This is a genomic window from Streptomyces sp. NPDC050759 (genome assembly GCF_044456945.1).
Classification (GTDB): Bacteria; Actinomycetota; Actinomycetes; order Streptomycetales; family Streptomycetaceae; genus Streptomyces.
Map to the genome: position 1 here is coordinate 69,166 of NZ_JBITGI010000007.1, position 26,622 is coordinate 95,787.

General features: G+C 68.2%; 20 protein-coding genes and 7 pseudogenes. 10 read left to right on the forward strand and 17 right to left on the reverse strand.

Annotated features, from left to right (window positions below; all coding sequences use genetic code 11):
- Positions 1 to 20: 20 nt before the first annotated feature.
- Entirely contained in the window at positions 21 to 1,196 is a 1,176-nt protein-coding gene (locus ACIBJB_RS21765; RefSeq protein ID WP_398932753.1) for a DUF4331 family protein, read from the forward strand.
- Entirely contained in the window at positions 1,193 to 2,257 is a 1,065-nt protein-coding gene (locus tag ACIBJB_RS21770; RefSeq protein WP_398932754.1) for a hypothetical protein, read from the forward strand. The genes ACIBJB_RS21765 and ACIBJB_RS21770 overlap by 4 nt, the downstream gene beginning before the upstream one ends.
- A gap of 228 nt (positions 2,258 to 2,485) precedes the next feature.
- On the opposite strand, the gene ACIBJB_RS21775 is transcribed toward ACIBJB_RS21770, so the two are convergent.
- A complete protein-coding gene (locus tag ACIBJB_RS21775) occupies positions 2,486 to 2,731 on the reverse strand; it encodes a hypothetical protein (protein ID WP_398932755.1) in 246 nt (81 codons plus the stop codon).
- 309 nt (positions 2,732 to 3,040) lie between these two features.
- On the opposite strand from ACIBJB_RS21775, the gene ACIBJB_RS21780 reads away from it, so the two are divergent.
- On the forward strand, positions 3,041 to 3,226 hold the full coding sequence (locus tag ACIBJB_RS21780; RefSeq protein ID WP_398932756.1) for a hypothetical protein: 186 nt from the start codon (positions 3,041 to 3,043) through the stop codon (positions 3,224 to 3,226).
- A 70-nt stretch (positions 3,227 to 3,296) separates the two neighbouring features.
- Here ACIBJB_RS21780 and ACIBJB_RS21785 read toward each other — a convergent pair whose 3' ends face one another.
- The 5 genes from ACIBJB_RS21785 to ACIBJB_RS21805 are packed head-to-tail and all read right to left on the reverse strand — an operon-like array spanning position 3,297 to position 9,401.
- Positions 3,297 to 3,647, reverse strand: a complete 351-nt coding sequence (locus tag ACIBJB_RS21785) for a DoxX family protein (RefSeq protein ID WP_398932757.1) — start codon at positions 3,645 to 3,647, stop codon at positions 3,297 to 3,299.
- The gene (locus tag ACIBJB_RS21790; RefSeq protein WP_398932758.1) at positions 3,644 to 5,641 is read right to left on the reverse strand and encodes an acetoacetate--CoA ligase; all 1,998 of its coding nucleotides are present in this window, start codon (positions 5,639 to 5,641) and stop codon (positions 3,644 to 3,646) included. The genes ACIBJB_RS21785 and ACIBJB_RS21790 overlap by 4 nt, the downstream gene beginning before the upstream one ends.
- Positions 5,638 to 7,290: a bifunctional 3-(3-hydroxy-phenyl)propionate/3-hydroxycinnamic acid hydroxylase gene (locus ACIBJB_RS21795; RefSeq protein ID WP_398932759.1), complete on the reverse strand. Its 1,653-nt coding sequence runs from the start codon at positions 7,288 to 7,290 to the stop codon at positions 5,638 to 5,640. Before ACIBJB_RS21795 ends, ACIBJB_RS21790 begins: the two co-directional genes overlap by 4 nt.
- Before the next feature lie 33 nt (positions 7,291 to 7,323).
- A complete protein-coding gene (locus tag ACIBJB_RS21800; RefSeq protein WP_398932761.1) occupies positions 7,324 to 8,262 on the reverse strand; it encodes a fumarylacetoacetate hydrolase family protein in 939 nt (312 codons plus the stop codon).
- Positions 8,259 to 9,401, reverse strand: a complete 1,143-nt coding sequence (locus ACIBJB_RS21805) for a VOC family protein (RefSeq protein ID WP_398932762.1) — start codon at positions 9,399 to 9,401, stop codon at positions 8,259 to 8,261. The genes ACIBJB_RS21800 and ACIBJB_RS21805 overlap by 4 nt, the downstream gene beginning before the upstream one ends.
- Before the next feature lie 111 nt (positions 9,402 to 9,512).
- Here ACIBJB_RS21805 and ACIBJB_RS21810 point away from each other — a divergent pair, with 111 nt between their 5' ends.
- On the forward strand, positions 9,513 to 10,196 hold the full coding sequence (locus ACIBJB_RS21810) for a TetR/AcrR family transcriptional regulator (protein WP_398933039.1): 684 nt from the start codon (positions 9,513 to 9,515) through the stop codon (positions 10,194 to 10,196).
- 15 nt (positions 10,197 to 10,211) lie between these two features.
- Positions 10,212 to 10,355, forward strand: a pseudogene (locus ACIBJB_RS21815) (TetR/AcrR family transcriptional regulator); the annotation flags it as partial.
- A 304-nt stretch (positions 10,356 to 10,659) separates the two neighbouring features.
- On the opposite strand, the gene ACIBJB_RS21820 reads toward ACIBJB_RS21815, so the two are convergent.
- The 5 genes and pseudogenes from ACIBJB_RS21820 to ACIBJB_RS21840 all read right to left on the reverse strand — a co-directional run bounded on the left by ACIBJB_RS21820 (position 10,660) and on the right by ACIBJB_RS21840 (position 16,621).
- A complete protein-coding gene (locus ACIBJB_RS21820) occupies positions 10,660 to 12,150 on the reverse strand; it encodes a long-chain fatty acid--CoA ligase (RefSeq protein ID WP_398932763.1) in 1,491 nt (496 codons plus the stop codon).
- 86 nt (positions 12,151 to 12,236) lie between these two features.
- Positions 12,237 to 12,655: pseudogene (locus tag ACIBJB_RS21825) on the reverse strand (alpha-hydroxy-acid oxidizing protein); the annotation flags it as partial.
- 89 nt (positions 12,656 to 12,744) lie between these two features.
- Complete coding sequence (locus ACIBJB_RS21830) at positions 12,745 to 13,638, reverse strand: fumarylacetoacetate hydrolase family protein (RefSeq protein WP_398932764.1); 894 nt, start codon at positions 13,636 to 13,638, stop codon at positions 12,745 to 12,747.
- Positions 13,639 to 14,134: 496 nt separating this feature from the next.
- On the reverse strand, positions 14,135 to 14,950 hold the full coding sequence (locus ACIBJB_RS21835) for an SDR family NAD(P)-dependent oxidoreductase (RefSeq protein ID WP_398932765.1): 816 nt from the start codon (positions 14,948 to 14,950) through the stop codon (positions 14,135 to 14,137).
- 27 nt (positions 14,951 to 14,977) lie between these two features.
- Positions 14,978 to 16,621: a thiamine pyrophosphate-binding protein gene (locus ACIBJB_RS21840; RefSeq protein WP_398932766.1), complete on the reverse strand. Its 1,644-nt coding sequence runs from the start codon at positions 16,619 to 16,621 to the stop codon at positions 14,978 to 14,980.
- Positions 16,622 to 16,910: 289 nt separating this feature from the next.
- On the opposite strand from ACIBJB_RS21840, the pseudogene ACIBJB_RS21845 reads away from it, so the two are divergent.
- Positions 16,911 to 17,808 (forward strand): annotated as a pseudogene (locus tag ACIBJB_RS21845) (IS256 family transposase); the annotation flags it as partial.
- A gap of 80 nt (positions 17,809 to 17,888) precedes the next feature.
- Here ACIBJB_RS21845 and ACIBJB_RS21850 read toward each other — a convergent pair.
- From ACIBJB_RS21850 to ACIBJB_RS21865, 4 pseudogenes are all read right to left on the reverse strand, one after another.
- Positions 17,889 to 18,578: pseudogene (locus tag ACIBJB_RS21850) on the reverse strand (LuxR C-terminal-related transcriptional regulator); the annotation flags it as partial.
- A 118-nt stretch (positions 18,579 to 18,696) separates the two neighbouring features.
- A pseudogene (locus tag ACIBJB_RS21855) lies at positions 18,697 to 18,846 on the reverse strand (DUF4396 domain-containing protein); the annotation flags it as partial.
- 449 nt (positions 18,847 to 19,295) lie between these two features.
- Positions 19,296 to 19,555: pseudogene (locus tag ACIBJB_RS21860) on the reverse strand (methionine adenosyltransferase domain-containing protein); the annotation flags it as partial.
- 102 nt (positions 19,556 to 19,657) lie between these two features.
- Positions 19,658 to 19,791, reverse strand: a pseudogene (locus ACIBJB_RS21865) (IS5/IS1182 family transposase); the annotation flags it as partial.
- A gap of 523 nt (positions 19,792 to 20,314) precedes the next feature.
- Between ACIBJB_RS21865 and ACIBJB_RS21870 the strand changes: the two are divergent.
- From ACIBJB_RS21870 to ACIBJB_RS21880, 3 genes are all read left to right on the forward strand, one after another.
- The gene (locus ACIBJB_RS21870; RefSeq protein ID WP_398932767.1) at positions 20,315 to 20,662 is read left to right on the forward strand and encodes a hypothetical protein; all 348 of its coding nucleotides are present in this window, start codon (positions 20,315 to 20,317) and stop codon (positions 20,660 to 20,662) included.
- A gap of 311 nt (positions 20,663 to 20,973) precedes the next feature.
- Complete coding sequence (locus tag ACIBJB_RS21875; protein WP_398932768.1) at positions 20,974 to 21,456, forward strand: hypothetical protein; 483 nt, start codon at positions 20,974 to 20,976, stop codon at positions 21,454 to 21,456.
- A gap of 574 nt (positions 21,457 to 22,030) precedes the next feature.
- Positions 22,031 to 22,450: a hypothetical protein gene (locus ACIBJB_RS21880; protein ID WP_398932769.1), complete on the forward strand. Its 420-nt coding sequence runs from the start codon at positions 22,031 to 22,033 to the stop codon at positions 22,448 to 22,450.
- 776 nt (positions 22,451 to 23,226) lie between these two features.
- Here ACIBJB_RS21880 and ACIBJB_RS21885 read toward each other — a convergent pair.
- Both ACIBJB_RS21885 and ACIBJB_RS21890 read right to left on the reverse strand, forming a co-directional pair.
- Positions 23,227 to 23,805, reverse strand: coding sequence for a VOC family protein (locus ACIBJB_RS21885; protein ID WP_398932770.1), 579 nt, complete (start codon positions 23,803 to 23,805; stop codon positions 23,227 to 23,229).
- A 66-nt stretch (positions 23,806 to 23,871) separates the two neighbouring features.
- Positions 23,872 to 25,074 (reverse strand): acyl-CoA dehydrogenase family protein, encoded by a 1,203-nt coding sequence (locus ACIBJB_RS21890; protein WP_398932771.1) that lies wholly within the window; start codon positions 25,072 to 25,074, stop codon positions 23,872 to 23,874.
- A gap of 143 nt (positions 25,075 to 25,217) precedes the next feature.
- Between ACIBJB_RS21890 and ACIBJB_RS21895 the strand changes: the two genes are divergently transcribed.
- Complete coding sequence (locus ACIBJB_RS21895; protein ID WP_398932772.1) at positions 25,218 to 26,582, forward strand: PucR family transcriptional regulator; 1,365 nt, start codon at positions 25,218 to 25,220, stop codon at positions 26,580 to 26,582.
- The last annotated feature ends 40 nt before the right edge of the window (positions 26,583 to 26,622 follow it).

Here is a 26,622-nt window from a genome sequence, read left to right on the forward strand (position 1 = left end):
TCAAGACCAAGGAGTTCTTCATGGCGGATCACTTCTCCGGACCGCGCATCCTCTTCGATCCCGCGTCCGACGTCACCGACGTCTTCGCCTTCCCCAGCCCGGAGAGGCCCGGCCGTCTGGTGATCGTCCTCGACGCGTTCCCGGCCGCCGCTCCCACGGCGCTGTTCTCCGACGCGATCACCTACCGCCTGCGGGTCCGGCCGATCACGCGGGCGGTCGAAGGAGTCGCGTTCAGTGTCGGCGACACCGAGTACGCCTTCGACTTCACCTTCGCCGCCCCTATCCAGGGCCCCAGCGGCGACGAGCCGTTGCAGACAGGCACCTGCAAGACACCGAACGGTGAACACATCCTCTTCCCCGTCAGCGACGAGACGCCCACCGAGGCAGAGGGGCTGAGGATCTTCGCCGGGCCACGGCTCGACCCGTTCTTCATAAACCTCGCGGGCGTCGTGGCCACGGACGCCACGGAGAAACTGGCCTTCCAGCCCGACGCGGCCAACCCCGTGCACGGCATGAACGTTCTGAGCATCGTCATCGAGGTCGACACCGAGGCCGTGTTCGGCCCGGACGCCGGCCCCCTGTTCGGCATCGTGGGTGAGACCGTGACCTCCGGCGGACGCCCTGTCCGGCTGGAGCGTGTGGGCCGGCCGGAGATCAAGAACGTCATCCTCGCGAGCAAGAAGTTCGACCCCGTCAACAGCGACATCGACGTCCGCGACCTCTACAACGAGGAGGACGCCTTCGCCGTCCGGCAGGACTACGCCGGGGCCTACCGCGCGCGGTTCAACGCCAATCTGGCCTTCTTCGACCGCCTCGAGGGGGAGAGCGTCTGGCCGCTGGACGATGAGGGCGCGCACCCGCTGACCGAGCTGCTCCTGGCCGACTTCCTCGTCGTCGACGTCTCGAAGCCCTTCTCCGAGAACAGCTGCTTCGAGATCGAGACCGCCCTGCTCGCCGGACGCGAACACACCACCTGCGGCGGCCGGGCACCCAACGACGACATCGTCGACACCCTCTACACGCTCCTCGTCAACGGCGTCGCCGGCCCCCGCATCAGTGACGGCGTCGACCATGCGACCCAGCCGGCCACGCACGAGTTCCCCTACCTGGTGGCCCCGAACCCGACCCCGCCGGACATCATGACCTTGCTCGCCGCAGTCTCGGCGCCGCCGGAGCCGGAGAAGGAAGCAGCATGACGACCCAGCCCGTCCGGGGCGACCACGAGCCGGTCACGACGAACGGCACCATAGCCCTGGTCAACCTGTCGGCCCAGATCGACAGCCTGAAGGCGCAAGGACACCGGGCGGGCCCCGCCACCCACTTCGCGGTCGCACAAAGTGCGGTTCTGGTCGACCTGCTCACCCTGCGCGGTCACCTCCTGGGTCGCGTCGCCGACTACGAACATGCCGCGCAGCTCGCCGAACAACTGGTGCGCGACGAGCCCGAGGACAGCACCGCCCTGCTGGCCCGGGCTCGGACGCGGGCGACCCTGCATCGCTTCGCCGAGGCCATGGCCGACCTCGACGCAGCGGGTCGAGCAGGCGCGGCGCAGGCCACTGTGGACGGAGAACGGGCCGCGATCCTGCAGGCGGTCGGCTGCTACGCCGAAGCCCAGACCCTGCTCAGGAGAGCGGCCCCCCTCCAGTCCGACTTCACGATGCTGGGGACCCTGGCCGTACTCCAGGCAGAGCGGGGGGAGATCATCGAGGCCGAGCGCCTGTTCGGCGAGGCACGACGCAGCCACCGGGGTGTCTCGCCCTTTCCTCTCGCGCAACTGGACTTCCGGCGTGGCGTGATGTGGATGCGCGAGGGCGACCAGCCTGCGGCCCGGTCGTGGTTCGACGCGGCCCGGCGCCGGGTGCCGGGCTACGCCCCGGCCGCCGGCCACCTCGCCGAGGTCGACCTCCTCCTGGGAGACCCCGAGGCCGCCGTCGCCCGCCTGCGCCCCCTGGTGAAGACGAGCGACGATCCGGAGTACTCCTCCCAATTGGCACTCACCCTGAGAGCGGTCGGCCACCACCAAGAGGCCAATTCGTGGCGCGACTGCGCGGCAGCGCGTTACGACGAGTTGGTTCTGCGGCACCCGGAAGCCTACGCAGATCACGCGGCCGACTTCTGGCTCACCACGGGAGCCGATGTCGACAGAGGGCTCCAACTGGCCCTGCAGACGCTGGTTATGCGCCAGACGGCACGCTCGTACGCGCTGGTCCAACGAGCCACCTCTGTGCGCGACCGGATGGCGCGCTGCGCACCGTAGCCGCTGCGGCGACCACGGCGGTGCGATTGATGACAAGGACGAGCCAGGCGGATGGGGCGGACCACACGGTCCGCCCCATCCCGACCGGTGTGTCGTGGACCAGTCGGCTCGCAGGAGTGACTGATGAACCACATCCTCGCACCCCGGTTCCAAGGCGTGGGAGCAGCCCGAAGAGTTCGACATCGACGGCTGGCTGCCTGAGTACAGGGCCCAGCACCACCCGTACGCTTAGCGGCCCTTCGGTTCGGGTGAACGGGCCTGCATCAGGCGGCAGTTCGCGCTCACCGAGGCCGGCTCGCCCTCGCCCTGATCCTGCGGAGGTTCGCGTTCTCCGATCCGGGCGACTACCAGCCGCACGTCGAGGAAGCACTGACGTTCAAGCCGTCCGGCTTCACCCTGCGGCTGCGCCCTCGCGACAGGCGAACGCTCGCACCGGAAGCCCCGGTCGCCGTCACCCGGCACGAGCCCGGCCATGTCGCCATGGGCGTGAACCTCGCCGTCGCCAAGGCCCTGCCCGTGTCGGAGCCCGCTCCCACCGGCGGTCAGGACCCTGGCCGCTGCCAGCTATCACATCCTCGGCGAGACCTTCCGCTGCATGGCCGCCCTGCGCCACGTCGACCCTTCGCCAAATCTCCGCCGCGCCCCCGCGGGCGAACGTCAAGACACCCACCGGCCGACCCGTGGAGACGAGGCGAGCCTGCGCGATATCGGTCCTGCTGCCCGAGGAACTGTCGCGCCACGAGGTCGTGGCCGTGCTCCACCTGCCCGCCCAGGACGTCTACAGTGACGCCGCGCCGCCGCTACACCGACGACGTGCTGTCTTTCAACGCGCGGCACGCCCTGGAGGCCCACCGCCCGCTGGGTTCCCTCATGCGCTCCCGCCACGCCGTCTGTCCACGCGACTTCTGCCACCGCCTCAACGAGGTCAAGCCGCAGGAACCGTCCGACATCAAGGAGCCTCCCGCCTGACCCTGTAGATGCCTCTGGCCACCCCGCTCAAATTCGGCGGGGTGGCCTTTCGGGCGCCAGGGCGCTGAGGTCAAGCGGCAATCGACAGACCGGTGTACGCCACCGCCGCCAGGGCCAGAACGGCGGCGGGCAAGGCCCGTGCGGGCGGGTCGCCGTGACGCAGATGAACCACGGCCGCCGCCACCATCAGCAGGGCGAGTCCCACCGCAGCGGTTGCGCCGAGGGGAACCCAAACCAGGCCGGCCAGCAGTCCGCCGGCCCCGGCGACTTCCAGGATGCCGACCACGCAGTAGAGGCCCTGTGACCTGTCGAGGTGGGCTGCCGCCTGCCGCATGACCGGTACGGCGGCGATCTTCGCCACTCCCAGCGGCAGGAAGACCAGCGCCAGCACGACGGCGGTGACGATCTGTGCAGTTCTCATGCCTCGGCGCTCCTGCGACTGCGGCGGTCGGCTCCCAGGCGGGCGTAGTAGTCGACGAGTTCCGGGGCGTCCAGCGTGGCGGGATTGACGACCTGCTCGGCAGGGGCGCCCTGGAGGAGGCGTTTGACGGGGACTTCGAGCTTTTTGCCGGTGCGGGTGTGGGGGATGGCCGGCACTTCGAGGATCTCGTCGGGGACATGGCGCGGTGACGCGCCGGTGCGGATCGCTTCCTTGATCTTCTCGCGCAGGGCGTCGTCCAGCGTCACCCCGGCCGCCGGGACTATGAACAACGGCATCCAGTAGCCGCCGTCGGGTTCCTCGGCGCCGATGACGAGTGCTTCGGTGATCTCCGGGAGGCGTTCGACCACGTCGTGGATGTCGGCGCTGCCCAGGCGTACGCCGTTGCGGTTGAGGGTGGAGTCGGAGCGGCCGTGGACGATCACCGAGCCGTGGGAGGTGACGGTGATCCAGTCGCCGTGCCGCCAAACGCCGGGATACGAGGAGAAGTAGGCCTCGTGGTAGCGGGTGCCGTCGGGGTCGTTCCAGAAGTACAGCGGCATCGACGGCATGGGGCGGGTGACGACCAGCTCGCCGACTTCGTCGACGACCGGGACGCCTTCGGCGTCGTAGGCGGCCAGGGCGACGCCCAGGTGGGGAGCTGACAGTTCGCCCGCCCAGACGGGGGTGGTGGGTGCGCTGCCGGCGAAGCCGGAGACGATGTCGGTGCCGCCGCTGATGGAGGCGACCAGGACACCGTCGCCGACGTGGTCGCGGACCCAGGGGTAGGCGGAGGCCGGCAGCGCGGAGCCGGTGCAGCCGACGACGCGGATCGACGACAGGTCGTGCACGGACGGGTCGATGCCGAACTTGGCCATGCCCAGGAGGTATTGGGGACTGGTGCCGAAGACCGTGACGCGGTGGCGGGCGGCCAGTTCCCACAGGACGTCGGGGCGGGCGAGCGGGGCGGGGCTGCCGTCGTACGTGCACGTGGTGGCGCCGGTCAGCAGTGTCGAGGCGACCAGGTTCCACATCATCCAGTGGGTGGTGGTGTACCACAGGAGGCGGTCGCCAGGGCCGAGGTCGGAGTGCAGGCCCAGGGTCTTGAGGTGTTCCAGCAGGACGCCGCCGTGGCCGTGCACGATGCCCTTGGGCAGGCCGGTGGTGCCGGACGAGAAGACCACCCACAGGGGGTGGTCGAACGGTACGGCGGTACAGGTGAGTTCTTCCGTGCGAGTGGAGGCGTCCTCCCAGGGGACGACCAGCGACGGGTAGTTCCGCGAGGGCCACGGCAGACCTACGTGGTCCACGAGCAGGGTGGCCTTCAGCGTCGGCAGGGCCTGGGCGAGGTCGAGCGCCGCCTCGCGGCGGTCGTGCGCGGTGCCGTTGAAGAGGTAGCCGTCGGCGGTGATCAGGACGGTTGGTTCCAGCTGGGCGAATCGGTCGGCGGCCGCCTTGGGGGCGTAGTCCTGGCCGCACACCGACCAGACGGCGCCGAGACTCGCGGCGGCGAGGAAGGCGACGATCGCGTGCGGGGTGTTGGGGAGGTAGCCGACGACCCGGTCGCCCTCGCCGACGCCCAGGTCACGCAGGGTGGCAGCGACGGAGGCAACCTGGGAGCGCAGTCGCTTCCCGGTCACCTCGTACCCGGAACCGGACTCGTCGAGGGCGACGATCGCCGCGTCGTCGTCCGCGAGGTTGCGCAGGGCGTGGTGGGCGTAATTGAGGATGGCGCCGGGGAACCAGCGAGCACCGGGCATGCTCTCCTCGGCCAGCACCCGGTCGTACTCACTCGCGGCGTCGATGTGGAAGTACTCCCACACCGCACCCCAGAAACCTTCGAGGTCGGTGACCGACCAGCGGTGCAGGGCGGCGTAGTCGGCGCCGGCCTCCACGCCCCGGTACTGGCCCGCCCAGCGGGCGAAGTCCACGATGCGGCTGGCGGCCGCCGCCTCCGGGTCAGGCGTGAAGAAGGGGGCCGGGTCCTGCGTGTTCATCGCGTGGTGCTCCTCAACAGGCTCTTCGCAACGGTCCGTCGGGAAAGGGAACAAGGACAGGGGCTTCGTGTGGTGTGCAGCAGGGATGCCCAGTCGGCCGTACCCGTGAAGGTGCGACCGCCGGACGGGACGACGTCCATCACGATGCGGTCCGGCCGCAGCAGCGCACTGTCCGCCTTCCCCTCGCGCAGCCAGGCGGTGAGACTGCCGTCATCTCCGAGGTCTGCCACGGACAGAACCCGGGCACCGAGCCCGTCGGCGACCGCCTTCAGCGAGGGAGAGAGCGGTACGGCGGTCAGCACGGCGAAGGAGTCGCCGAGCAGCTCGTCGAGGCGGGCGCGCCGCCCGTCGGTGTTCACCCACGGCTGCGGGCAGAAACGGCCCACGAGACCGCGGCCGGCACCAAGGGTTCGACGGCGTACGAGCGGCCCGGTGGTCAGGGCCGGGCTGAGGTCGCGGGAAGCCGTCGCGGTCAGGCCAGGGATACGGACGGCCGCACCCAGGATGCCGCGGCGGATGGCGGCGGCGCCGTCCTGCCCTCCGGTCATGGCCCAGCCCATGGCCACCGCAAGCCTGATCACATGACGGGCGTGCGGCTTGCGCTCGCTCTCGTACGTGTCCAACAGCCGCTCATCAGCACCGTGTTGGAGGACACGCGTCAGCTTCCAGGTCAGGTTGTAGGCGTCGCGCAGTCCCGCGCACAGCCCCTGACCGATGAACGGCGGGGTGAGGTGCGCGGCGTCACCGAGGAGGAAGACACGCCCCCGACGCCAGCGGTCGGCGATGAGCGCCCGGAAGGTGTACTGGGCCTGCCGCACCACCTCGAAGTCGGCACCGTGGGCCAGGTCCACCCAAGGGGCGACCAACTCCCGCAGCCGCTCCCGGCCGTGCGCGCCGTCGAGGCTCTCCCCGTCGCGGAGCCGGAACTCCCAGCGGTAGCGGTCTTCGCCGACGCGCATGAACGTCGCCGGCCGCCGCGGATCACAGATCTGTTCGACACCTTCCCAGCAGCGGACGGGGAGGCTGGTACGCACGTCGATGACCGTCCAGCGTTCCTCGAAGTGCAGGTCCTCCCACGCGGCGCCGACGGCGTCGCGGATCAGGCCGTTGGCACCGTCGCAGCCAAGGACGGCGTCCGCCCGCAGCAGGTGTTCACCCTCGTCGTCGCGGTAGGTCACCTGGACCGGACCGTCACCGTCCTGGTCCACGCCGACGACCTCCGCCCCACCGCGCAGCTCGGACTCCGGGGTGCGGGCCAGGGCGCCGCGCAGCACCCGCTCCAGTTCGGGCTGGTCGAACATGCTGGTCTGCGGGAAACCGTAGGCACCCTGCGCGGAGCGTGGGAACTCGGCCATCACCCGGTGCCGGGCGTCCAGCAGCCGCAGCCCCCGCGAGGGTCGGGCGATCGCGGCGAACTCCTCCTGGACTCCTGCCGCCTGGAGGATGCGGCGGACCTCGTCGTCGGTGGCGACGGCGCGCGGAAGAGGATAGACATCGCGGTGACGTTCGAGGACGGCGGTCCTCACACCACGCCGGGCCAGCAGGAGGGCGGCGGTCACGCCCACGGGCCCGGCTCCGACAATCACCACGGGTACGTGTCCCGGCCTGGGGGCGGTCTCCCGTGGTCGGGCAGCAGGTTCGACGGTCATGTGCGGCTCAATTCGGGTTTCGGGTCGTGTCGGTCAGGTCGCGTCGGCCACGGGGGTGCGCTGCTCGCCCAGGTCGATAAGCCCGTCGGGGGTCGCGATCGTCGCCGTGATCACGTCGCCCTGGTGGAGGTAGTGCGGATTCCTGGCCTGACTCTTGAAGAACGCCTTCCACTTGACGGCGGGCGGCAGCAGCGCGGCGATCTTCTCCACCGCCTTCGGCGGGGCCTTGAGGGCGGTGCCACCGGGCGTGCCGGTCAGCAGCAGGTCACCGGGATCCAGGGTCTGGAAGCGGGCGAGCAGGGTGAGCGCCTGCGCCGGGCGGACGATCATGTCGGCGAGGGTGCGGTCCTGACGCAGCTCACCGTTGACCGACAGCTTCAGCCGCAGATCCAGAAGACGGGCGAAGTCCTCCGGCTCCAGCAGCGCCAGGTGGGGGCCGGTCGGCGTGAAGGTGGGGTACGACTTGCTTTCGTAGAACTGCCCCTTGGTCAGCTGGACGTCCCTGGCGCTGACGTCGTTGGTCACCACGAGCCCCGCGACGTACGACGGCAGGTCGCGCTCTTCGACCACGGTGCCGACTGGCAGGGAAGCGCCCATGATCAGGCCGAGTTCCACCTCGTAGTCCAGAAACCTCACATGGGAAGGCCGTACGACCGCGTCGTGCGGACCGCTGACCGAGCCGGACGCCTTGCGGAAGAAGGTGGGCAGGATCTCGCCGGTAAAGCCCGAATCGCGGGCATGGCTGCGGTAGTTGACCATCTGGGCGACCACCCGGCAGGGCGTGGTGACCGGGGAGAGCACGACCAGGTCGGCGACGGGCGTGCCCGGCTCGCCCGACGCCACGGCCTCGCGTACGGCGTCGCGGTCGGCGAGCAGCTCGGCGGTGGTGGTGGCCTTGGTGTCGACGCGGATGGCGCGGTCGCCGAGGGCGGCCCACCAGCCGTCGGCGGTGCGCAGGACGTTCGTGGTCATGAGTTCATCGCTTTCAGCAGGCCCATCAGCCGGGCCGGGTCGAGTTCGTTGTCGCCGCGCAGCGCATGCAGCACTTCGCGGACCTTGGCGGGGGACGGATTGGCGCCGAGGAAGTCGCGGGTCGCCGGCGGTCCCCATTGCGCGAGGCCGCTCGCCGACATGGGTGACCAGCCGGGCTCGACGTCGCGGGAGAAGAGGTCACCGTCGGAGAAGTGCTCCAGCATGAAGCGGTCCGGGTCACGCCAGTAGTCGAAGAGCTGGCTGCCCAGGATGTGCCGGCCGATGCCCCAGCTGCGCCGGTAGCCGCGCTCGGCCAGGTACTCCCCGCCCGCCGCGATCGCGTCCAGGTCGGTGACCTGGTAGGCGGAGTGGACATAACCCGTCCCCGGCCCCAGATGCATCGCCAGCGTGTGGTGGTCCACCGCGACGCTTCCCTGGTCACAGCGGATGAACGCCATGACCGGGCCGCGCTCGCGTTGGCCGTCCAGGAAGTGGAAATCGCTGACGATCATCCCGAGGGTCTCCAGGTACCAGTCCAGGGCACGGGCGAACACCCGCGTCTGAAGGACCACATGACCCAGCCGCTGAATGCGTGCCGGCTCGCGCGCCGGGCGCTGCGTGACGTTCCTGCGAAGGTGATCCGTGCCGGAGTTGAGCAGCAGCGGCCGCTGCTCGGGCAGCGCGGGCAGTTCCTCGCCGTGGTGTACGACCCGCACTGGGAGGCCGGAGGGGTCCAGCAGGTCGACCACCTTGCCGCCGCCGGGCGCGTCCACGTCCCGCACGTCGGATCCGGTGGCCCGGGCCAGCCGGTCCAGGTCGGCCCGCTCCGCCGCGCGGAACGCCGGGCCGATGAAACGGGAGGTGCGGCCGCGCCGGATCACCATGCAGGGCGAGCCGGCGAAGGTGCCTCGCAGCCACAGCGCCCGCTCATCGCGGGCGGTGACTCCGAAGCCGAAGTCACGGGCGAAGACCTCCGCGCGGTCGAGGTCGGGCTTCTCGAACTCCAGCCAGGCCAGATCGGCCACCTTGATCAGCGGATCGCGGGAGCGCCCGGGGTGTTCGCCGCGCAGGGCGCCCTGCTCGCTGTGGAGGTCCTGGTGAGCTGTTTTGACCTCGTCGTCGAGGTGTGTTTGGGACACGGTGCCCTCCAAGCAACATTGCCGTAATGAGGAAATCATCAGCTCTGACCGTGCAATCGTCAATAGGCGGACTCGAGCAGGATGATGAATTCGCCAAAAGTGAGCTGATTGATCTATCAGAACTGTGATGCCGAGGACCCTGCTGTTGAACTCGCACGCACGTCGACGTCAGCCCCGTCCCGCAACCGGTTCGAACGTCGCCGCGCCGAGACCCGGCAGGCGTTCGTCCGTGCCGCCCGGCAGATCCTGGCCGAGACCGGAGACACCAGCGCGAGCATCCAAACGATCGCCGAGCGCGCGGACCTCGGCTTCGGCTCCTCCTACAACCACTTCGAATCGAAGACGGAGCTGTTCGACGCGGCGGTGACGGACGCCCTCGAAGAGTTCGGGAAGACCTTCGACGAGCACCTGAAGGGCATCGACGACTCGGCGCAGCTCGTCGCGGCCGGCTTTCGTCTGAGCGCCCGCCTGGTCGGCTCCCGGCCCGAGCTGATGCAGGTGCTGCGCCATCGCGGACTCAGTCACATCCACTCCGACTCGGGCTTGGCACAGCGCGCACTGCGCGACCTGGAGGTCGGCGTCGCCACCGGCCGTTTCACCATCACCGACCCGACTGTGGCGGTGGCCGCCCTGGGCGGCTCCCTGCCGGCACTGCTGGAACTGCGGTTCGCCCGGCCGGACGTCGACGGGGACGAGGCCGCCTCAAACCTGGCCGAGATCTTGTTGCGCATGCTGGGCGCCTCCTGGGAGGACGCCCACGAAGTCGCCCAGCGTCCGCTGCCCGACCTCGACTGAGGAGGGCGGAACAGCGTGTCGAAGCCTGTGGTCCGCGAACCGCTGCGCCGCAACACGCGCTCCAACCGAGCCCGCATCCTCGCCGCCACCCGGCAGGAACTCGGTCGGAACCCCGACGTCACCCTGGAGGAGATCGCGCAGGCCGCCGGCGTGGTCCGCCACAAGAACCAGAACAACCGGGCGGAGAACAGCCACCGGCCAACCCGACAACGTGAACGCGCGACGAAGGTTTCCGCAGCGTTGGCGGAGCCCAGCGCTCCCCGTCCGCGCCAGCGACATCCCACCCCACTCCCCTCTCCGACGCACCGACTGTCTCCCCGTCTCACCGCACCGAAATGAACATCCGCTTGAGGTGTGGCTGGCCCGGGTGTCGGCTCTGGGTCACGCCGTTGCGGGCAGGGGGGCGGTTTTCCGCTTCAGGGCCGATCCGATGGATGTTGCGAGCCGAATCGCCGGCGTCCTGTCAGGGTTCCAGGGTGAGGGCGCGTTTGAGGATCTTGCCGGTGGGTCCTTTCGGGAGCTGCTCCGCGAGTCGCACGATGCGTGGGTATTTGTACGGCGCGACACGGTCCTTGGCGAACTGGCGCATTTCATCGGGGGTCGCCTCGGCGCCGGGCTTCAGAGTGACCACGGCGGCGACCTCCTCCCCGTACGCCTCGTGAGGTACGCCGATCACAGCGGCTTCGGCAACTGCCGGGTGCTGATAGAGCACCTCCTCGATCTCCCGCGGGTACACGTTGTAGCCGCCCCGGATGATCAGGTCCTTCTTGCGGTCGACAATGAAGTAGTAGCCCTCGTCGTCGCACCGGGCGAGGTCGCCGGTGCGGAACCAGCCGTCGACGAAGGCCGCCACGTTGGCCTCGGGGCTGTTCCAGTAACCGGGCGTCACATTCGGACCGCGTACGACGAGTTCCCCCACCTGGCCCTGCGTGACCTCCTTGCCCTGTTCGTCGATGAGCCGCACCTCGACACCGTCGATCGGCGTGCCGATCGAGCCGGGCTTACGTATCCCGTCGATCAAGCCGAAGGTGACGACCGGCGAGGTCTCGGACAGCCCGTAGCCCTCGGCGACCGGGCATCCGAAGGCGGCTTCGAAACGGTGCAGCACCTCGACGGGCATCGCCGATCCGCCGGTGACGGAGAGCCGGATGTTCCCGACCGCGGCCCCGTCGGCGGCTTCCGCGGCCGCGAGGAGCGCGAGGAACATGGTGGGCACGCCTTCGAAGACGGTGACGTCATCGCGGACGAGGATCGACAGCGTGGCTGCCGCATCGAACCGCGGCAACAGGGTCACGCAGGCCCCCACCAGGACGGCTGCGTTGAGCCCGCAGGTCTGGCCGAAGACGTGGAAGAACGGCAGGCCGCCGAAGACGGTGTCGGAGCCGGTGAGAGCGAGCAGGCGGCTGACCGTCTCGGTGTTACCGCGCAGATTGTCGTGGGTGAGCACGGCACCCTTGGGGCGGCCCGTGGTACCGGAGGTGTAGAGAATCACGGCGGCGTCGTCACTGCTGCGGTCCACGACTCCGGGGATCGGCTCGGCAGCGGCGAGTGCGGCGATGAAGCCGGGTGCGGTGACATCGGTGCAGGAGATGCCCAGTTGCCCGGCCGCCGCGTTGGCCTCTGCCATCGACGGGCCCCAGGTGAGCAGTGCACGGGCGCCGCAGTCCTCGATGTTGTAGCCGATCTCGCCGGCTTTCATCAGCGGGTTCATGGGGACGGCGACCGCTCCGGAGCGCAGGATGCCGTAGTAGAGGACCGCGAACTGCGCAATGTTGGGCAGCAGGATCGCCACCCGGTCGCCGGGGCCGACGCCCTGGGCGGTGAGCCAGGAGGCCGCGCGGGCACTGTGCTCGTCGAGCGACCGGTAGTCGGTCACCTGGTCGTCCAGGCGGATGGCTGCCTTGTCGGGGTGTGCCGCGGCGGTGCGGATCAGGTTGTGGGCGAGATTGGTCACCGTCTACTTCTTTCTGGTTGCTTGGTCGGCGTCCGAGGGGATGCCCGCGCGGGCGTGGTGCTCAGCGCACTCGCCGCAGCGATTGCGGGGGTGAGGTCCGCGAGCGTCGGGTAGCCGTCGACGGCCATGAGGTCGGCTTCAGCGAGAAGGGCGTTCAGTACGTGGATGCACGCCGGACCCTTCAGGGCCACGCCGTAGGCGTACGGTCGGCCCACGCCTACGGCGGTGGCGCCGAGAGCGAGAGCTTTGACCAAGGCCGCGCCGGTGCGCATACCTGAGTCGAACAGCACGGGCAGACCGTCCGCGGCGTCCAGCACACCGGGCAGCGCGTCGAGGGCCGGCAGGCCGCTGTTGGCCTGCCGGCCCCTGCGGGTCGAGCAGCAGATGCCGTTGGCACCGACGTCCTTGGCGCCGCGTACGTCTTCGGGGTGGCAGGTCCCCTTGAGGATCAGCGGCAATGTCATGAGGGAACGCAGCAGGGCATGTCGTCCCAGGTCAGGGGATTTCTCAAGGCACCGACGGTCACGGGCCCCGATGTGTTGCCGGTCGATGTCGGACTCTCACGGCGATCGGAAAATCCCTGAGGTCAAAGGATCAGCCTTTCAGACCCTCGGGCATGGGGACCAGCCCGTCCGGGTAAGTGGGGCCGGCGACCAGAGGGTTGCGGAGGGAACCGATGCCTTCGACCCAGCTGTGCAGTTCCTCGGTGGGAGCGAGGAAGCGGCGCGGGTTGCGGGCGCCACCGATGCCGGACGGGGTGCCGGTGAACAGGAGATCGCCGGGGAGGATCGGGCAGATCGCGGAGATCCACGCGATCAGCCGGGGAATGGAGAAGATCATGCCGCTGGTGCGGGACGCCTGCATGGTCTCGTCGTTCAACGCGCAGCCGATCGCCAGGTCGTCCGGATTGTCGAACTCGTCCGGGGTCGCCAGGACCGGCCCGGTCGGGCTGAAGCCGGGAAACGACTTGCCCAGCGAAAACTGCGGTGAGGGCGGAGTCAGCTGGACCAGGCGCTCGGAGAGGTCCTGGCCCACGGTCAGTCCGGCCACGTGCCGCCAGGCGTCCTCTTCCCGCACCCCCTGAGCACGGATGCCGATGACGGCGACCAGCTCCACCTCCCAGTCGACGAAGGCGCTGGGCAGCGTGACGGTGTCGTTGGGCCCGGTCAGCGACGTGGGGAACTTGGTGAAGATCGGCGGATACGTGGGCATGTCCGCGTTGGACTCCGCCGCGTGTGCGGCGTAGTTCAGCCCGACGGCGAAAACCTGCCGCGGGCGGGGCGCCGGCGGGCCGAGACGGCTCTCGTCCACCGGGATGCGCTCCGCCTGCAGCGCGGCCGGGGACTGCGCCCACGCGATGAATTCCTTCCAGCGGTCGAAGACGGCCTGCGGGTCTGCGGAGAACAGGCCGCTGCTGGCTTTCTCCACATCCACCGCGCCGTCGTCGTCGACGAGGATGAGTCGGTTGTCGAGATTGGCTGTGCGCACGGCATACCTCCGGGAAAGGGTTGTGAGGGTGGTCGGATCGGTGTCAGACATGGGCGCGGCGCCAGCGCATGGCCAGCTGGAAGCCCCGTACGGAGTCGTCAACTCCAGTTCGTCCGCGGCGTGCCGCGCGACGCGTTCCAGGGTCGTACCCACCCACGGCGCATGGTGGCTGCACCGTTGATGGAGCACCGACCCGTCCGCCGTGCGTTCCCAGCGGCGCGCGTACGCCACCGTCCCGCCGGGAGCACCGAGGGAATCCAGGAGAGCGAGGGATTCGAGGAAGGCGGCAGGATGCTCTCCTCGCTCGGCATGGAGCGCTGGGGTCGGCCGTGAGCAGGGCGCTCATCCAGCCGTCGGCGTTGTACAGGAGCATTCGCTCGGGTTCTCGCCGAGTGGTCGGCCACAGCACCCCTGCGGTTGACCTGAGAGCCCGTCAGCTGCCGGGCACCGACGGGGTCATCCATGGCTGACTGCATGTCGTTGCTGTCCGGTGTGTTCAGGCGCCGTCTGCCTCGGAGGACAGGTCCGCCCACTCGGTCCAGGTCTTCAGGCGCTCGGCGTAGACGCGCTGGGTGGACTCGTAGGCGTGTGCACCGAAGAGGATGCGCAGCGGGGGCTCCTCGGAGTCGACGATCTTCAGCAGCGCGCGGGCCGCGGCTGCCGGATCCCCAGCCTTGGAGTTCTGCAACATGGCCAGCACCTTCTGGCGTGTCGGCTCATAGGTGTCGATCGGCGCGGCATGGACGGCGGAGGAGCCCGCGTCGGTGGCGAATGTCCCGGGCTCGACCAGGGTGACCTTGACCCCGAACGGGGCTACCTCCCGGGCGAGGCTTTCCGTGAGTCCCTCCAGCGCCCACTTCGCCGCCGAGTAGCCGCCCATGACCGGACGGCCCAGGACGCCACTGAGGCTGGAGATCTGGACGATGTGGCCACTGCCCTGGGCGCGCAGCAGGGGCAGTGCGGCCTGGGTGACCCATACGGCGCCGAAGAAGTTGGTCTCGAGCTGGTCGCGGAGCTGCTGCTCGCCGAGTTCCTCGACCGCGCCGCCGAGGGCGTAGCCGGCGTTGTTGACCACGACGTCCAGCCGTCCGAAGTGCTCGTGGGCGCGGTGGACGGCATGGAACGCGGCGGCCCTGTCGGTCACGTCGAGGGGAAGCGGCAGCACCGCGTCGCCATGGTCGGCGACCAGGTCTGCGAGGGCGCGGGGGTCCCGGGCCGTGGCCGCGACCCGGTCGCCGCGCGTGAGCGCCGCCTGGGCGATGCAGCGGCCGAGGCCGCGGGACGAGCCGGTGATGAACCAGATCTTGCTCATGGGTGAAGAACTCCTGGGGTGAAGTGATCAGGTGGTGGGGGACCAGCTGGGCGGGCATGCGATCGCCGGATCGGTGCGAACGTCGAGGAGCGTGGGGCGTCCGGAGGCGATCGCTCGGGCGAGGGCGGTCTCGAGGGCGTCGGCCCGTTCGACGCGCTCGGCCGCGCACCCGAATCCTTCGGCCACGGCCACCAGGTCGACGTCGGAGAACTTCCAGTTCTTCTCCTGGTCGGTGCCCGCGTCCCAGAGGGACCTCTCCTGGTTCATCCCGACGTTGTTGTTGACGACCACGACGATCGGAAGGTCGTAGCGGGCCGCTGTCTCCAGTTCGGCGATGTGGTAGTAGAGGCCGCCGTCGCCGGTGAAGCAGACCACCGGCCGGTCGCGAGTCGCGCACTTGGCGCCGATGGCGGCGGGCAGTCCCCAGCCCAGCGATCCGGCGGCCCGCACGAAGGTGTGCCCCTGTCCCAGCCGCAGGTGGCGGGCGCACCACGCCCCGGCGTGGCCGGTGTCGGCCACCACGACGGCGTCGTCGGGCAGTGCCTGGGACAGCCGGTACAGCAGGGCCTCCGGCCGGAGGGGCTCGTCCAGCGAGTGCTCCAGCCGGGGGGTGTGGTTCTCCCATTCCCCGCGGAGCTCATGAACCCGCAGTCGCCACTTTGTGTCGACCTTCTTCAGCGGCCGACCCGCCAGCTGCTCGAGCACCAGCGCCGCGTCTCCGAGCAGCGGCACGGTCGCCGGGTAGTTCCGGCCGATCTCCACTTCGTCCACGTCAATCTGCAGCACCGTCGCCGAGGGGGAGATGAGCTGCCAGTTCTTGGTCGACATGCTGCCCAGGGAGCTGCCGACGACGAGCACGCAGTCCGACTCGGCGAGCGCCTGGTTGGCGGAGTCCCGCCCATAGTCGCCGGCCGTTCCGAGATACGACGGGTGGGTGTCGGGAAGCAGCCCCATCCCGTTCAGCGTGGTGACCGCGGGCAGCCCGGTGCGGTCGAGCAGGTCGCGCAGGGCGGGGGCTGCATCGGAACGCCTGGCCCCGCCGCCGACCAGAACGATGGGGCGCGCGGACGCGTTCAGGACCGCAGTGGCTCGCTCCAGCAGCAAGGGGTCCACGCTGCTGCGCAGTGCCGGCACCGCGCCGAACCGGACATCGACGGAGACATCCCCGGGTACGTCCTCCAGCGTCACCGCTCCCCAGAAGCCGGCCAGGCCGATGTGTACCGGCCTGGGCGCCCCGGTGGTGGCCATGCGGAAGGCCTGCCGGATGACGTCGGGCAGGCGGTCGCCGCGGTCGACGACCGCCTGGTGTTTGGTGACCGGGCGGAAGACGTCGCGGTCGTCCAGGTCCTGGTAGAAGTTGCGGCCCCGGGTATCGGAGTCGGGCCCTCCGGTCAGTGCGAGCACGGGCGAACGACCCACCCATGCTTCCCGCAGGCCGGCGGCGAGGTTCGACGATCCGATGGTCTGCGATCCGCAGACTCCGACCCGGCCGCCGACGCGGGCGTAGCCGTCCGCCATGTAGACGGCGGCCATCTCGCCGTGGGGCACGACCGGTTGAATGCCGCGGGCGAGCATTTCCTTGATCATCGGTGGTGAGAGCACCGGGACGTAGAAAAAGTGCGTCGTCTCGTACTCGTCCAGCATGGTGCACAGCGCTTCAGCGCCGATCATCTCTGTCCTCCACGCCTTTGTGGCTTACCGAAGGGCTTTCCAACGGTGTCGAGTCAACCTCCCCGTTCCACGGCGGTCTTGGTCTGTGGGCCCAAAACCGGGCTGGCCGTTGGGTCGCGCACCCCAAGTCGTGGAACGCACGCGGGGTAGTGAAGACGGACTGAACGACCGACGTCACCGAGACGGCGGCCCCAGCGTTTTCACCGATCGATCCCGGCGAACGGTCGACTTCGACGGCAACCGAGCCCAACCGCAACCAACGCCACAGACGCGGAACCAACCCGCGCCGCTGATCGACGCACTGGTGGGCCGGGCCCAGGCCGAGGGCCTGCAGCTGACCGGCGAGGGCAGGCTGCTGCAGCAGCTGACCAAGCGGCTGCTCGAGTCTGTCCTGGAAGGCGAGATCACCGACCACCTCGGCTATGGGAAGCACGACTTCGCGAGCAAGGACGACGGCGACTCCCGCAACCGCAAACGCTCCAAACCGTCCTGACCCGATGTCGGCCCGGTGGGAGATCCGTGCCCCGCGATCGTGACGGATCCTTCGAACCGAAGATCGTCAAGGAGCGGCAGAAGCATCTGACGGGCGTCGACGAGATAGGCATCTCGCTGGCCGCCAAGGGCTTGACCACCGGCCAGGTCCAGGCCCGTCATCGACAAGGTCCTGGAGGGCATGGCCTAATGGCGGAGCCGCCCCCCTGACGCCGTCTATTCGGTGGTTTTCAACGGCGCCATCCACGTGAAGATCCGTGACAGCGCGGTCGCCAGCCGACCCATCTACGTGGCCTTGGCCGTCACCACCGAGGGCCGGCGGGAAATTCTGGGGCTGTGGGCGGGTGACGGCAGCGAGGGCGCCAAGTACTGGCTGCACATCCTCATCGAGATCAGGAACCGTGGCGTCAGAGACGCTCTCCTGCTGGTCTGTTACAGGCTCAAGGGCCTGCCCGAGGCGGTGGAGACCGTCTGGCCGCAGACGATCGTGCAGACCTGCGTGGTGCACCTGCTGCGGAACTCCTTCCGCTATACCGCCCGCCAGGACTGGGACAAGATCGCTACTCAAGCCCCTCTACACCACTCCCACCGAAGAGGTGGCCCTGGAACGGTTCGCCGAGTTCGCCGATGCCTGGGGCCGGAAGTATCCGGCGATCGTGAAGCTGTGGGAGAACGCCTGGGAGGAGTTCACTCCCAGGCCGAATGGCTGGTTGGGGAGAGGCTGCGGTGGTGTGCCGTGGAGTCTCTCGGCCGGAACCGGGACCGGTGTCAAGCCAGGCCGCACGAGGCCGGACTCGTAGGCGAACACCACGGCTTGGACCCGGGCGTGGACGCCGATCTTGCCGAGGATGTTGCTGACGTGTGACTTCACCGTGGTCGGGGCGATCGACAACCGTGCGGCGATTTCCGCGTTGGACCAGCCGTGGGCGACGGCGATCAGCACGTCGCGTTCGCGTCCGGTGAGGCGGTCGAGGCCGACCTCCCGCCTGGTGGGGTGCAAGGGGCGTTGTTGACGTACCGCGTCGATGAGGGCGCGCGTCAGGCCGGGGGTGATGACGGCCTCCCCGGTGGCGACGATGCGGACGGCCGCGGTCAGTTCGTCCGGGGTGGCGTCCTCGAGGAGGAACCCGCGGGCTCCGGCGCGCAGGGCGGCTTGGGCCTGCTCTTCGCCGCCCGCGCTGATCAGCGTCAGGACCTGCGGGGGGTTGTGGACGGCTCTGACGGCATCGGACGAGTGGGGGAGGGTGGGGGGCCGGGTGATGCGGCGGATGGCCTCGATGCCGCCGCTCTCCGGAAGGCGGGCGTCCATCAGGACGACGTCGGGACGCAGTTCGGCGCTCATGCGGACCGCCTCGAAGCCGCCAGACGCCTCGCCCACGACCGTGAGGTCGGGCTCAGCCGCGAGGAGCATCCGGAAGCCGTGGCGCTGCAGCGCCTGATGGGTGACCACGAGTACGGACGTCATGCCGAGTGTGCCTCTCTCAACCACCTGAACGAAACTGCTTCGTTCAGGTGAAGTCCATCGAAACGCTGTCGTTTCTGTTTTGGTGTGGATCACGCCGCGTCATGTAGTGGCGAAGGTGTCAGTGGTGGGCGTGGACGACCGCGTGACCCTTGCCGCGGCCGATCATCCACTTGTTGACCGGCATGGTGATCAGGAAAGCGATCGCGAAGCCGCCCAGCAGGGCCGACCAAAACAGTCCGTCGGACAGGTGGGCGTCCATCGCGCCGGGGCGAGGGCGATGATGCCGGGACTGAGTCCGCCTGGGCGCCCCAGGTGGCCACTGTTTTACCCAGTCACCACTGCCCCTCAAGTGTTCGGAAACGCCGACACTCAATGCAGGAAATGTCAGCTGCGAGGACTGGGGACTGAGCAGAAGGCAGGCCAGGCGGGTCCGCGCAACGCAACAGCGCGTACGGGGAACGAACCGCAACCGCCTCAGCGGCATGTTGGCGATTCAATCGTTACTGACGATGTCATCATCTGTCAACGGGTGACCATGCGGGGGGCATCGAAGGCCGCATGCCGGTTCCGAGTGGCCGCATGGCCCCTCGTGAGCGAGCGACCACTTGCCAGGTCGTCCGAGTGCCGAACCTGCGTGTAGTTGCTGCAGCGGGTCGATTGATCTCACAGCGGGCAATCACGCCGTGTTCGAGCGCGATCACCTGTACGCCCTGACGACACGAACAACGAGTCAAAGATCTCGACGAAGAGGCCGACGGGCTCGGCCTTGCCGATGGCGTAGAGGACCTGGACCTCGCAGCGGGAGGAGAGGCCGGACCGCGACGATGTTCTTGCACACCAGCGCACCGCGTACGCGGTGAAGCGGTCGACTTGGACGGGCCCTTGCCGGAGAAGGCGCCGCCATGGCCGGCCACGCCACCGCAGTTGTCGATGATGATCTTGCGGCCGGCGAGGCCGGCGTCGCCCATCGTCAGCCCGTCCCCTCTCAGGCCCAGCGGCCTGATCACGATGGCTTCGGCGCATCATCGGTGATGTCCTCTGCGACACGCGTTCAGCTCCGAACACGCCTTCGCGATGCCCGTGGGTACGACGGCGCCCTCGACGATGAGCGCGCTTGCGATCTCTTGCTCGGCAGGAGCGCGAGCATGGGCGCGAGGTGATTGATGATGCGGTCTACCGCCGACTTCGACACCCCGAACAGCAGGGCGAGCTGCGCATCACCTGGTTAAGCGGTGCTCGCTAAACAACGAGACCATGCAGCTACCAGAAACCAGCACATGGCCTTCACCATCCCTGTCCGATCTTCCGCGCGGATGATGACATGATCAGTCATGACCATATCGCCAGCATGACGCTGAGGCGGCGGCGGTGCGAGTCCCGCACACGCTGTTGTGCGGGCCCGCCTGGCCCGCACTCTCTGCCCAATTCCCCAGCCCCAGTCCGCCATTCGCAACTGACATTTCATGCACTAAGTGTCGGCGTCGATAGCAGCCTAAGGAAAAGTGGTGAAAGTTCCCCTGTCTTCAGCCAGCCTCGCCGGTCTGACGATGTCCGGAACCGCTTACGCCGCAAGGGGCGCCTATTCGTCGGTGCATGTGAAGGTCTGCAATGCGACGGACAAGGGACGATGGCACGAAATAGAGAGCCCGGACCGCAAAGCGTAGCCGGTAGCCGGTAGCCGGTTAATGCCTGCCAGTATCCTCGGTGAGACGCAACGTCAAAATAGGAGATTCCGCATGAGGTTCCGTAATTCGCTCAAATGCGTGACTGCGGCAGCAATGGTCGCTGGGTTTATTGTCGCTTTGCCCGTGGCAAATGCACAGGCCGCGACTGCAACCGTCACCTTCCTGGACAGCACAGCCCGGTACGAACACTGCCTGTATTTTGGGAATGACGGTAGTTACTCCGGTAACACGGTGAAAATCGGCGCAGGCCTCTCCCCTAAGGTAAGCAATGTCCCCCTGCTTACTATTGGCCTCTCGGAGTATCGGGGTTCCCAGTGTACCGAAAAGGACAGTGACATACTGAAGCAAGCGAGCGTAAAAGTGACGGGCGACATGACGATCGATTTGGCGAAGTACTGAGACGACGCTCACGTGATAGTGACCTAGCTGCGGCGTCATGGCTCTTCATTAGTACTGATCCACAGCGGCTGGTTCTGACAAGTGATGGAGCCTGCCTGCGCCGTTGCTGCCGTCCTCACGCCGTGTCGCCGGCCTCGGTCATTCAGGTGCGCCCCGGCCTGAGCGGTCGACTGAGATTTAGTGGAGCGGACTCCCCCCACTACATCGTCGAATGAAACCGATTAGGTTTCGGATCAATAAGACACTTGAAGGAACACCTTAGTGGATTCGGTACCGGCTTCACGCCGTTACCGACAAGGAGATGCGGAATAATGAAGGAACGGCTTTTCCCTCGGATCGGCGCACTCGCCGGAGTCACTGTCGGCGTCGCCGCCCTTCTCTTGCCACTTACGGCCAGTCCAGCTGCGGCCTTGGGGGGCCGCCACAAGATGGCCATGGCTTCCCGCAGTGACGTTCAGTCCATCTTCGTCGGCGGCAGGGGCGGCGCGAGCTGGCAAGCCCCGGGCCTCGGCGGAGGCTACGTCGAGGGCCTCATCGACGCCTGCTATATGTACAAGAACAACACCGGGGGCTGGGTCAAGCAGGATGAAGGTTTCCAGGTCTACCTCAATCAGGGTAGGGGTAAGCAGGGAGTTGGTGAAGCGTTCCAGCATGCGAGCCCACTGTTTGATGACAACGCGGCCATGACCATCGCCACTTTCACCTCAAGTGACTGCACGACGGGAATCCAGAAGCAGCGCAGGCTCACCGTTCCGTCCGACAACCTCCAGTACTTCTGGGTGGATCTCCGCTGACAGCCCAGCCGGTCAGTTCTTCCGTACAGCTTTCGGCGGGTACCGCACGACGGACGACCTCGCTGTTTTCGCTGTCCTGGGCAAGGTCGTAGCGCGGGAAGCTCGACGTCAGGTAATTGCCTGGGAGTTCTTTTCATCGGTCGGCATCCCTGTCGTCCATTAGTTGCAATGTTCACGGTGAGTACCAGACTCCCCCGCAATCATTTCAAGAATTTTGTGCGACCCCGCCGCTCTCATCCTGAATGCTGCGGTGCAAGTCGCAGGTGATCACGGCGCGGCTTCGTGCGGGGTGAAGAATGTTGCCGCCCGGGCCTGGCATGCCGTACTGCGCCACCACACAAACCGGACGCGACGGATTTGCCGGCCTGGAAGCCTGGTTGCCCACCCAGATAGTTTTTTGGATATTCCGTATCCGAAAAGACGCAGTCAGATCTGCGAGTCGAGGCGTGAAGTAAGTCTCGGCGGCTCTTGGGCAATGTCGATCTGTCATCTGCCTCAAGAACAAAACGCATCGGCGCTTCGACCAGGCGCCGCTGCCGTCACGATAAGAAAAAGAACAGGAGCAAGGATTCCGATGACAATGAACCTGGGACACGCAGGGGCAGGGCGAAAGACGATCCGCACCGGGGCGACCGTCGCGATGACCGCGGCTCTCGCCGTTGCTTCAACCGTCCTGATGACCGGCAGTGCGCAGGCGGACGACCGGAACAACCCCGGCTACCACCAGCTTCAGGTCTATGTTCCCTCCGACACCAACTCCTTCAGCGTCGTGACGCGCACCCCGTACGGGGAGAAGGGGTACATCGCGAGGTGCATCAACTCGCAGCAGGCTGGGTGGCAGGCGGTTGGCCTGGTCAAGAACGGTGACACCGTCGAGTCGTGGGGGTACAGCGTCAACTGCGATGGCCGTACGGCGAATGACCAGTTGCACTACAAGAAGGTCGTCCCCAAGGCGGACTCGCTCACGAACTACTGGCTCGACCTCACGAAGTAGGCCTGACGCCTCCTTCGGCCCCTGAGGGAACCGCCGGCAGCACGGATCTTGAGTGTCGCCCAGAAAAGCCGTATCTCAACCGACCTTGGAGCCCGCGGGTCGAACGGGGTGCCTGGTCGGGTGATCACCCGGCGGTATGCGCATGAAAGCAGGGCCTCTCGGCAGCTCGGGGATGCGAATCGAACCGAGCGGTTCCGGGAGGCCCTGTTGTGCGTGCCCGCGCCCGTCCAGTTCAACTCGGCCGCTCGGTAGTGCGATCGCCTCGCGCATCTGTACGGGAATGCGACCGATCACCCGGACGGTACGCCGGTATCCGTCGGACAGGACGGACGGAGTGGGCGGCCGTGCCTGAGAGCGGCGCGCCTGCTTCACGCGCTTCGCACACAGTCCTCGTGCCGACCGAGCCGACCCCGCCCACCTGGTGGAGGTGGTGCTGCTCGCAGGGACGAGAAAACTGCCGGTCAGACTAGCTTGGGCAGTTGGTCGAGCCGTCCGAGGGCGCCGGTGACGACATGGGTCCATGGCCAGTGGTGAGCCAGGCGGAGGATCTGGCGGCGGCCGGTGGTGACCAGCTGGCCGGCCGAGCTGAACAGGCGGACCCAGCAATACCCGCAGCACCACACAAGTAGGAAGTGATCCACCAACACCGCGGAAAACGCCCCGATCGGCCAAGCCGCGACTGTGCGCCCTCGTGCGGTCAAGCGCCCGGGAACGCCGCGCTCCGACGCCGCTACTCGGCGACCGGACCCGGGCGCCCGCGTGGAAACAGCCGCCAGTCAGTTCGGGGCGGCGAAACGAGGCGGCGAGACCGGCTGGTGGACCTCGCGGATCAGGAAGTGGCGTTCCGGGGTGCCGGCGCGCAGGCGCGTGAGCCAGTCTTCCGGGCTGAACTCGACACCGATCGGGTTCTCGGCGTATCCGGGCCCCCTCATGAAGGCGTTGGCGTCTTCGGCGGTCGAGTAACTCTCGGCCTGGAACTCCATCTGGTTGCCGTCCGGATCGCCGTAGTACAGCGAGGCGGTGATGCCGTGGTGTACGGACCAGTACGGCTCGATGCCCATCCCCTTCAGCTGCTCCCAGTTCTTGAGCAGGTCACGCAACGAGTCGAAGGTGTAGGCGACGTGATCCACCCCGACGAGGCCCGTGCGGTTCTTCTCCTCGGAGTCCGGGACGAACTTGGCGAGGTCGATGAAGGCGAAGCGGTGGTGCTCCTCGTCGTAGGTCAGGAACGCGAGCGTGTCGTTCTGGAATTGGACGTGGGCGTCGAACACCTTCCGGTACCACTCGAGCATGGCGTCGAAGCGGTGGGTGCGGTAGACGATGTGCACGAAGGCGGTGGGAGTGATGCGGCTCATCAGCTTCTCCTGGATCACGGGGACTCGCGCGGAGCAGTGCTCCGATGCCTTTCGACAGGCGTTCGATCAAATGACGGGTGTCATCTGCTCCTCCACGCCGAGCAGGGCTCGTCCGTAGGCCTCGGCGCTGACGCTGGGGCTGGCGATGGCGTGACGGGCCGCGGTGCTGGAGTCGCGCCAGATGCGCTGCAGGGGGTTGGACTCGGCGAAGCTGGAGGCGCCGTTGGCGTCAAGTAGCAGGTCGATGGCCTGTCGGCAACGGGCGATGGCATAGCCGGTGTCCATACGGACGCGCAGCCGCTCGGTGACGTTCATCGCCCGCCCCTCGAGCGCCGCCTGGTCGATATGCGCGGCCGAACGGAAGACGTGCAGGGCCGCGGTGTCGATGAGCTCGGCTGCCTGGGCGACCTGGAACTGGGTGGAGGGCGCCTGGATGGCCTGGTCGTAGAAGGTGTACGAGATGCCGCGCGTGCCGATGGTGGCCAAGGTGTGGTCGAGGGCGGCGCGCGCCAGCCCGAGTTGGGGCCCGGCCAGCACCAGGCATAGGGCCGGCACAAGGGAGGATCGGTAGAGCGGCTCGGCGGGGTGGTTGTCGACCTGGTCCGCTCCGAAGGTGAGCGGGAGAAAGCGGTGGGCCGGAACGAAGACATCCTTGGCGATGACGGTGTTGCTGCCGGTGCCGCGCATCCCGACGACGTGCCAGGTGTCCTTGATCGTCAGCCGGTCCATCGGCATCACCACGTTCCCGAACTGGACGACCTTGCCGTCCTTGTCGGTGACCTGGACGCCCATCAACGCCCAGGTGGCCTGCATACAGCCTGAAGTGAAGCCCCATGAACCGGTGATGCTGAATCCGTCGCCGGTGCGTGTGGCGGTGCCGCTTGGGGCCAGCACACCGCAGACGCGGGCATCAGAGGCGGCGCCGAAGACGTCCTCCCGTACCTTGTCGGGGGCGCCGCCGACGGCCCAGTTGCAGATGTTGATCAGAGTGCACACCCAGGCGGTCGACCCGCAGGAGCGGGCTATCTCGGCGCTGACCGCCAGGTAGGTGGCGAAGTCAGTCTCGTGGCCGCCGTAGCGGCGCGGCACGGTCAGTTTGAACAGACTGGCCTCGGTGAGGGCGGCGACATTCTCCTCGGGCAAGCTGCGTTCCGAATCGGCCTTCGCCGCGTTCGCTGCGATCAGCGGGCCCAGATCGCGGGCGCGGCGTACCAGGTCGGCGTCGATCGACGGGCTGTACTGCAGCGGGAAGTCGTCGGCAACGGGCACGGGATGCCTCCTCAGGTTCCTGGGCTCCCGCTGATTTCACGGCTTTCGGCAGCGCTCTCGCTTGGTCTGCCGGCCCAAAGCGGAGGCCCGGGATTGCACCAGCCGCTCTCCCCGGCCGAACACGCCGGTGGTGGAGTGGGGTGATGGAGTTCTCGTGGCTGAGGGATCTGGACGGTCCGCGGTCGGTAGAGCCGTGCTGCGACGCGGTCACGCTCGACCCGGCCCGGCGGCTGCTGGGTGAAGGGCCGGTGCGGTGGGTGGTCGCCACCGCCCAAGCCGTCACCGGGCACATCATCAGCCGTGTACCCGAGAACGGCGTCGGGCCCGCGCCGTTCGAGACGCTGCGCCGGACGGCCGAAGCAGTGGTGCTGCTCTGCCTGTGCGGCCTGGCGGACGCGGACGGAGCGGACACGGGCGGGTCCGGGCAGCGCAACGGGCGGCGCACCCCGTACGGCGTGCCGTACGAAGTGGTTGAAGCCGTAAGAGACTTCGTGCGCCGTGGCATCCCGCTGGACCGGGTACTGCGCGGGGTGCGGCTGGGGCACGCCTTCCTGCACCGGGCCCTGCGCGATGCCGCGCCCGGTTGCGAGCTGCCCAGGCGGCTCACCGAGGTCCTGTTCGAGCAAACCGACCTGCTGTCGGGTGAACTGGCGGAGGTGTACGTCGCGGAGCGGGGCCGGTGGGAGGACAGCCGGGAGTCCGCACGCTGCCGCCTGGTCGAGGCGATCATCTCGGGTGAACAGGCCGACCCGGCGGCCGCCGAACGCATCCTGGACTACCCGTTGGACCAGTACCACATGGCCGTGATTTTGTGGCGTGAGGGCCCGGCCGACACCGGCACGAGCCCCGACGTGCTGGCCGAGCGGCTGACAGCCGCTTGTGGGGGCGACGGGCTTTTGCAGGTGGCGGGTCACGCCGCGGCGGTGTGGATGTGGGTCGGATGCGGTGTCCGGCCGGACCGGGTGTCGTGGCCGCCCAGCCTGCCGCACGGGTGGCGGGCAGCGGCGGGTCCGCCGTCCTTCGGTCTGCGAGGAATGCAGCGTAGCCATCTGGGCGCGCGACACGCCGCGCGGATCACCGTGACCAGACCGGCAGACCGTTGCGCGCCCCACTACGCGGACATACGGACCGCGTGTCTGCTGACGGCTGACACCGAACAGGCGCGCTGGTACGTGCGGGAGACGCTGGGCGCGCTGGCCGCGTCGGACGACTGGTCGGCGCAGTTGCGCGACACCCTGCGCTGCTACCTCGCGTCGGGACGTAGCCTGAAGACCACCGCCGAAGAGCTCGCGGTGGCCCGCAGCACCGTCACCTACCGGGTCAAACGGGCCCAGGAACTGCTCGGCGCCTGCCGTACGGTCGATCCGCTGGAGGTACGGCTGGCGTTGGAGGTCATGCGGTTTCCCAGTGTGTTGGACGCCAGTCCCACGAACCGGTCGGGGGCGGGGCCCGGCGACCGGCCGGGCCCGATGCGGCACATGTACGTCAAGGCTGGACTGGTGCCGTGACCAGAACACCGGCGCCACTTGGTGCCCGAAAGCCAAGCGA

Excerpts from the sequence above, each read along its gene's own strand:
- ACIBJB_RS21765 (WP_398932753.1), top strand. The coding sequence starts at position 21 with ATGGCGGATCACTTCTCCGGACCGCGCATCCTCTTCGATCCCGCGTCC.
- ACIBJB_RS21770 (WP_398932754.1), top strand. The coding sequence starts at position 1,193 with ATGACGACCCAGCCCGTCCGGGGCGACCACGAGCCGGTCACGACGAAC.
- ACIBJB_RS21775 (WP_398932755.1), bottom strand. The coding sequence starts at position 2,731 with ATGGCCGGGCTCGTGCCGGGTGACGGCGACCGGGGCTTCCGGTGCGAG.
- ACIBJB_RS21785 (WP_398932757.1), bottom strand. The coding sequence starts at position 3,647 with ATGAGAACTGCACAGATCGTCACCGCCGTCGTGCTGGCGCTGGTCTTC.
- ACIBJB_RS21790 (WP_398932758.1), bottom strand. The coding sequence starts at position 5,641 with ATGAACACGCAGGACCCGGCCCCCTTCTTCACGCCTGACCCGGAGGCG.
- ACIBJB_RS21795 (WP_398932759.1), bottom strand. The coding sequence starts at position 7,290 with ATGACCGTCGAACCTGCTGCCCGACCACGGGAGACCGCCCCCAGGCCG.
- ACIBJB_RS21800 (WP_398932761.1), bottom strand. The coding sequence starts at position 8,262 with ATGACCACGAACGTCCTGCGCACCGCCGACGGCTGGTGGGCCGCCCTC.
- ACIBJB_RS21835 (WP_398932765.1), bottom strand. The coding sequence starts at position 14,950 with ATGAGCAAGATCTGGTTCATCACCGGCTCGTCCCGCGGCCTCGGCCGC.
- ACIBJB_RS21840 (WP_398932766.1), bottom strand. The coding sequence starts at position 16,621 with ATGATCGGCGCTGAAGCGCTGTGCACCATGCTGGACGAGTACGAGACG.
- ACIBJB_RS21870 (WP_398932767.1), top strand. The coding sequence starts at position 20,315 with ATGAGGTTCCGTAATTCGCTCAAATGCGTGACTGCGGCAGCAATGGTC.
- ACIBJB_RS21875 (WP_398932768.1), top strand. The coding sequence starts at position 20,974 with ATGAAGGAACGGCTTTTCCCTCGGATCGGCGCACTCGCCGGAGTCACT.
- ACIBJB_RS21880 (WP_398932769.1), top strand. The coding sequence starts at position 22,031 with ATGACAATGAACCTGGGACACGCAGGGGCAGGGCGAAAGACGATCCGC.
- ACIBJB_RS21885 (WP_398932770.1), bottom strand. The coding sequence starts at position 23,805 with ATGAGCCGCATCACTCCCACCGCCTTCGTGCACATCGTCTACCGCACC.
- ACIBJB_RS21895 (WP_398932772.1), top strand. The coding sequence starts at position 25,218 with ATGGAGTTCTCGTGGCTGAGGGATCTGGACGGTCCGCGGTCGGTAGAG.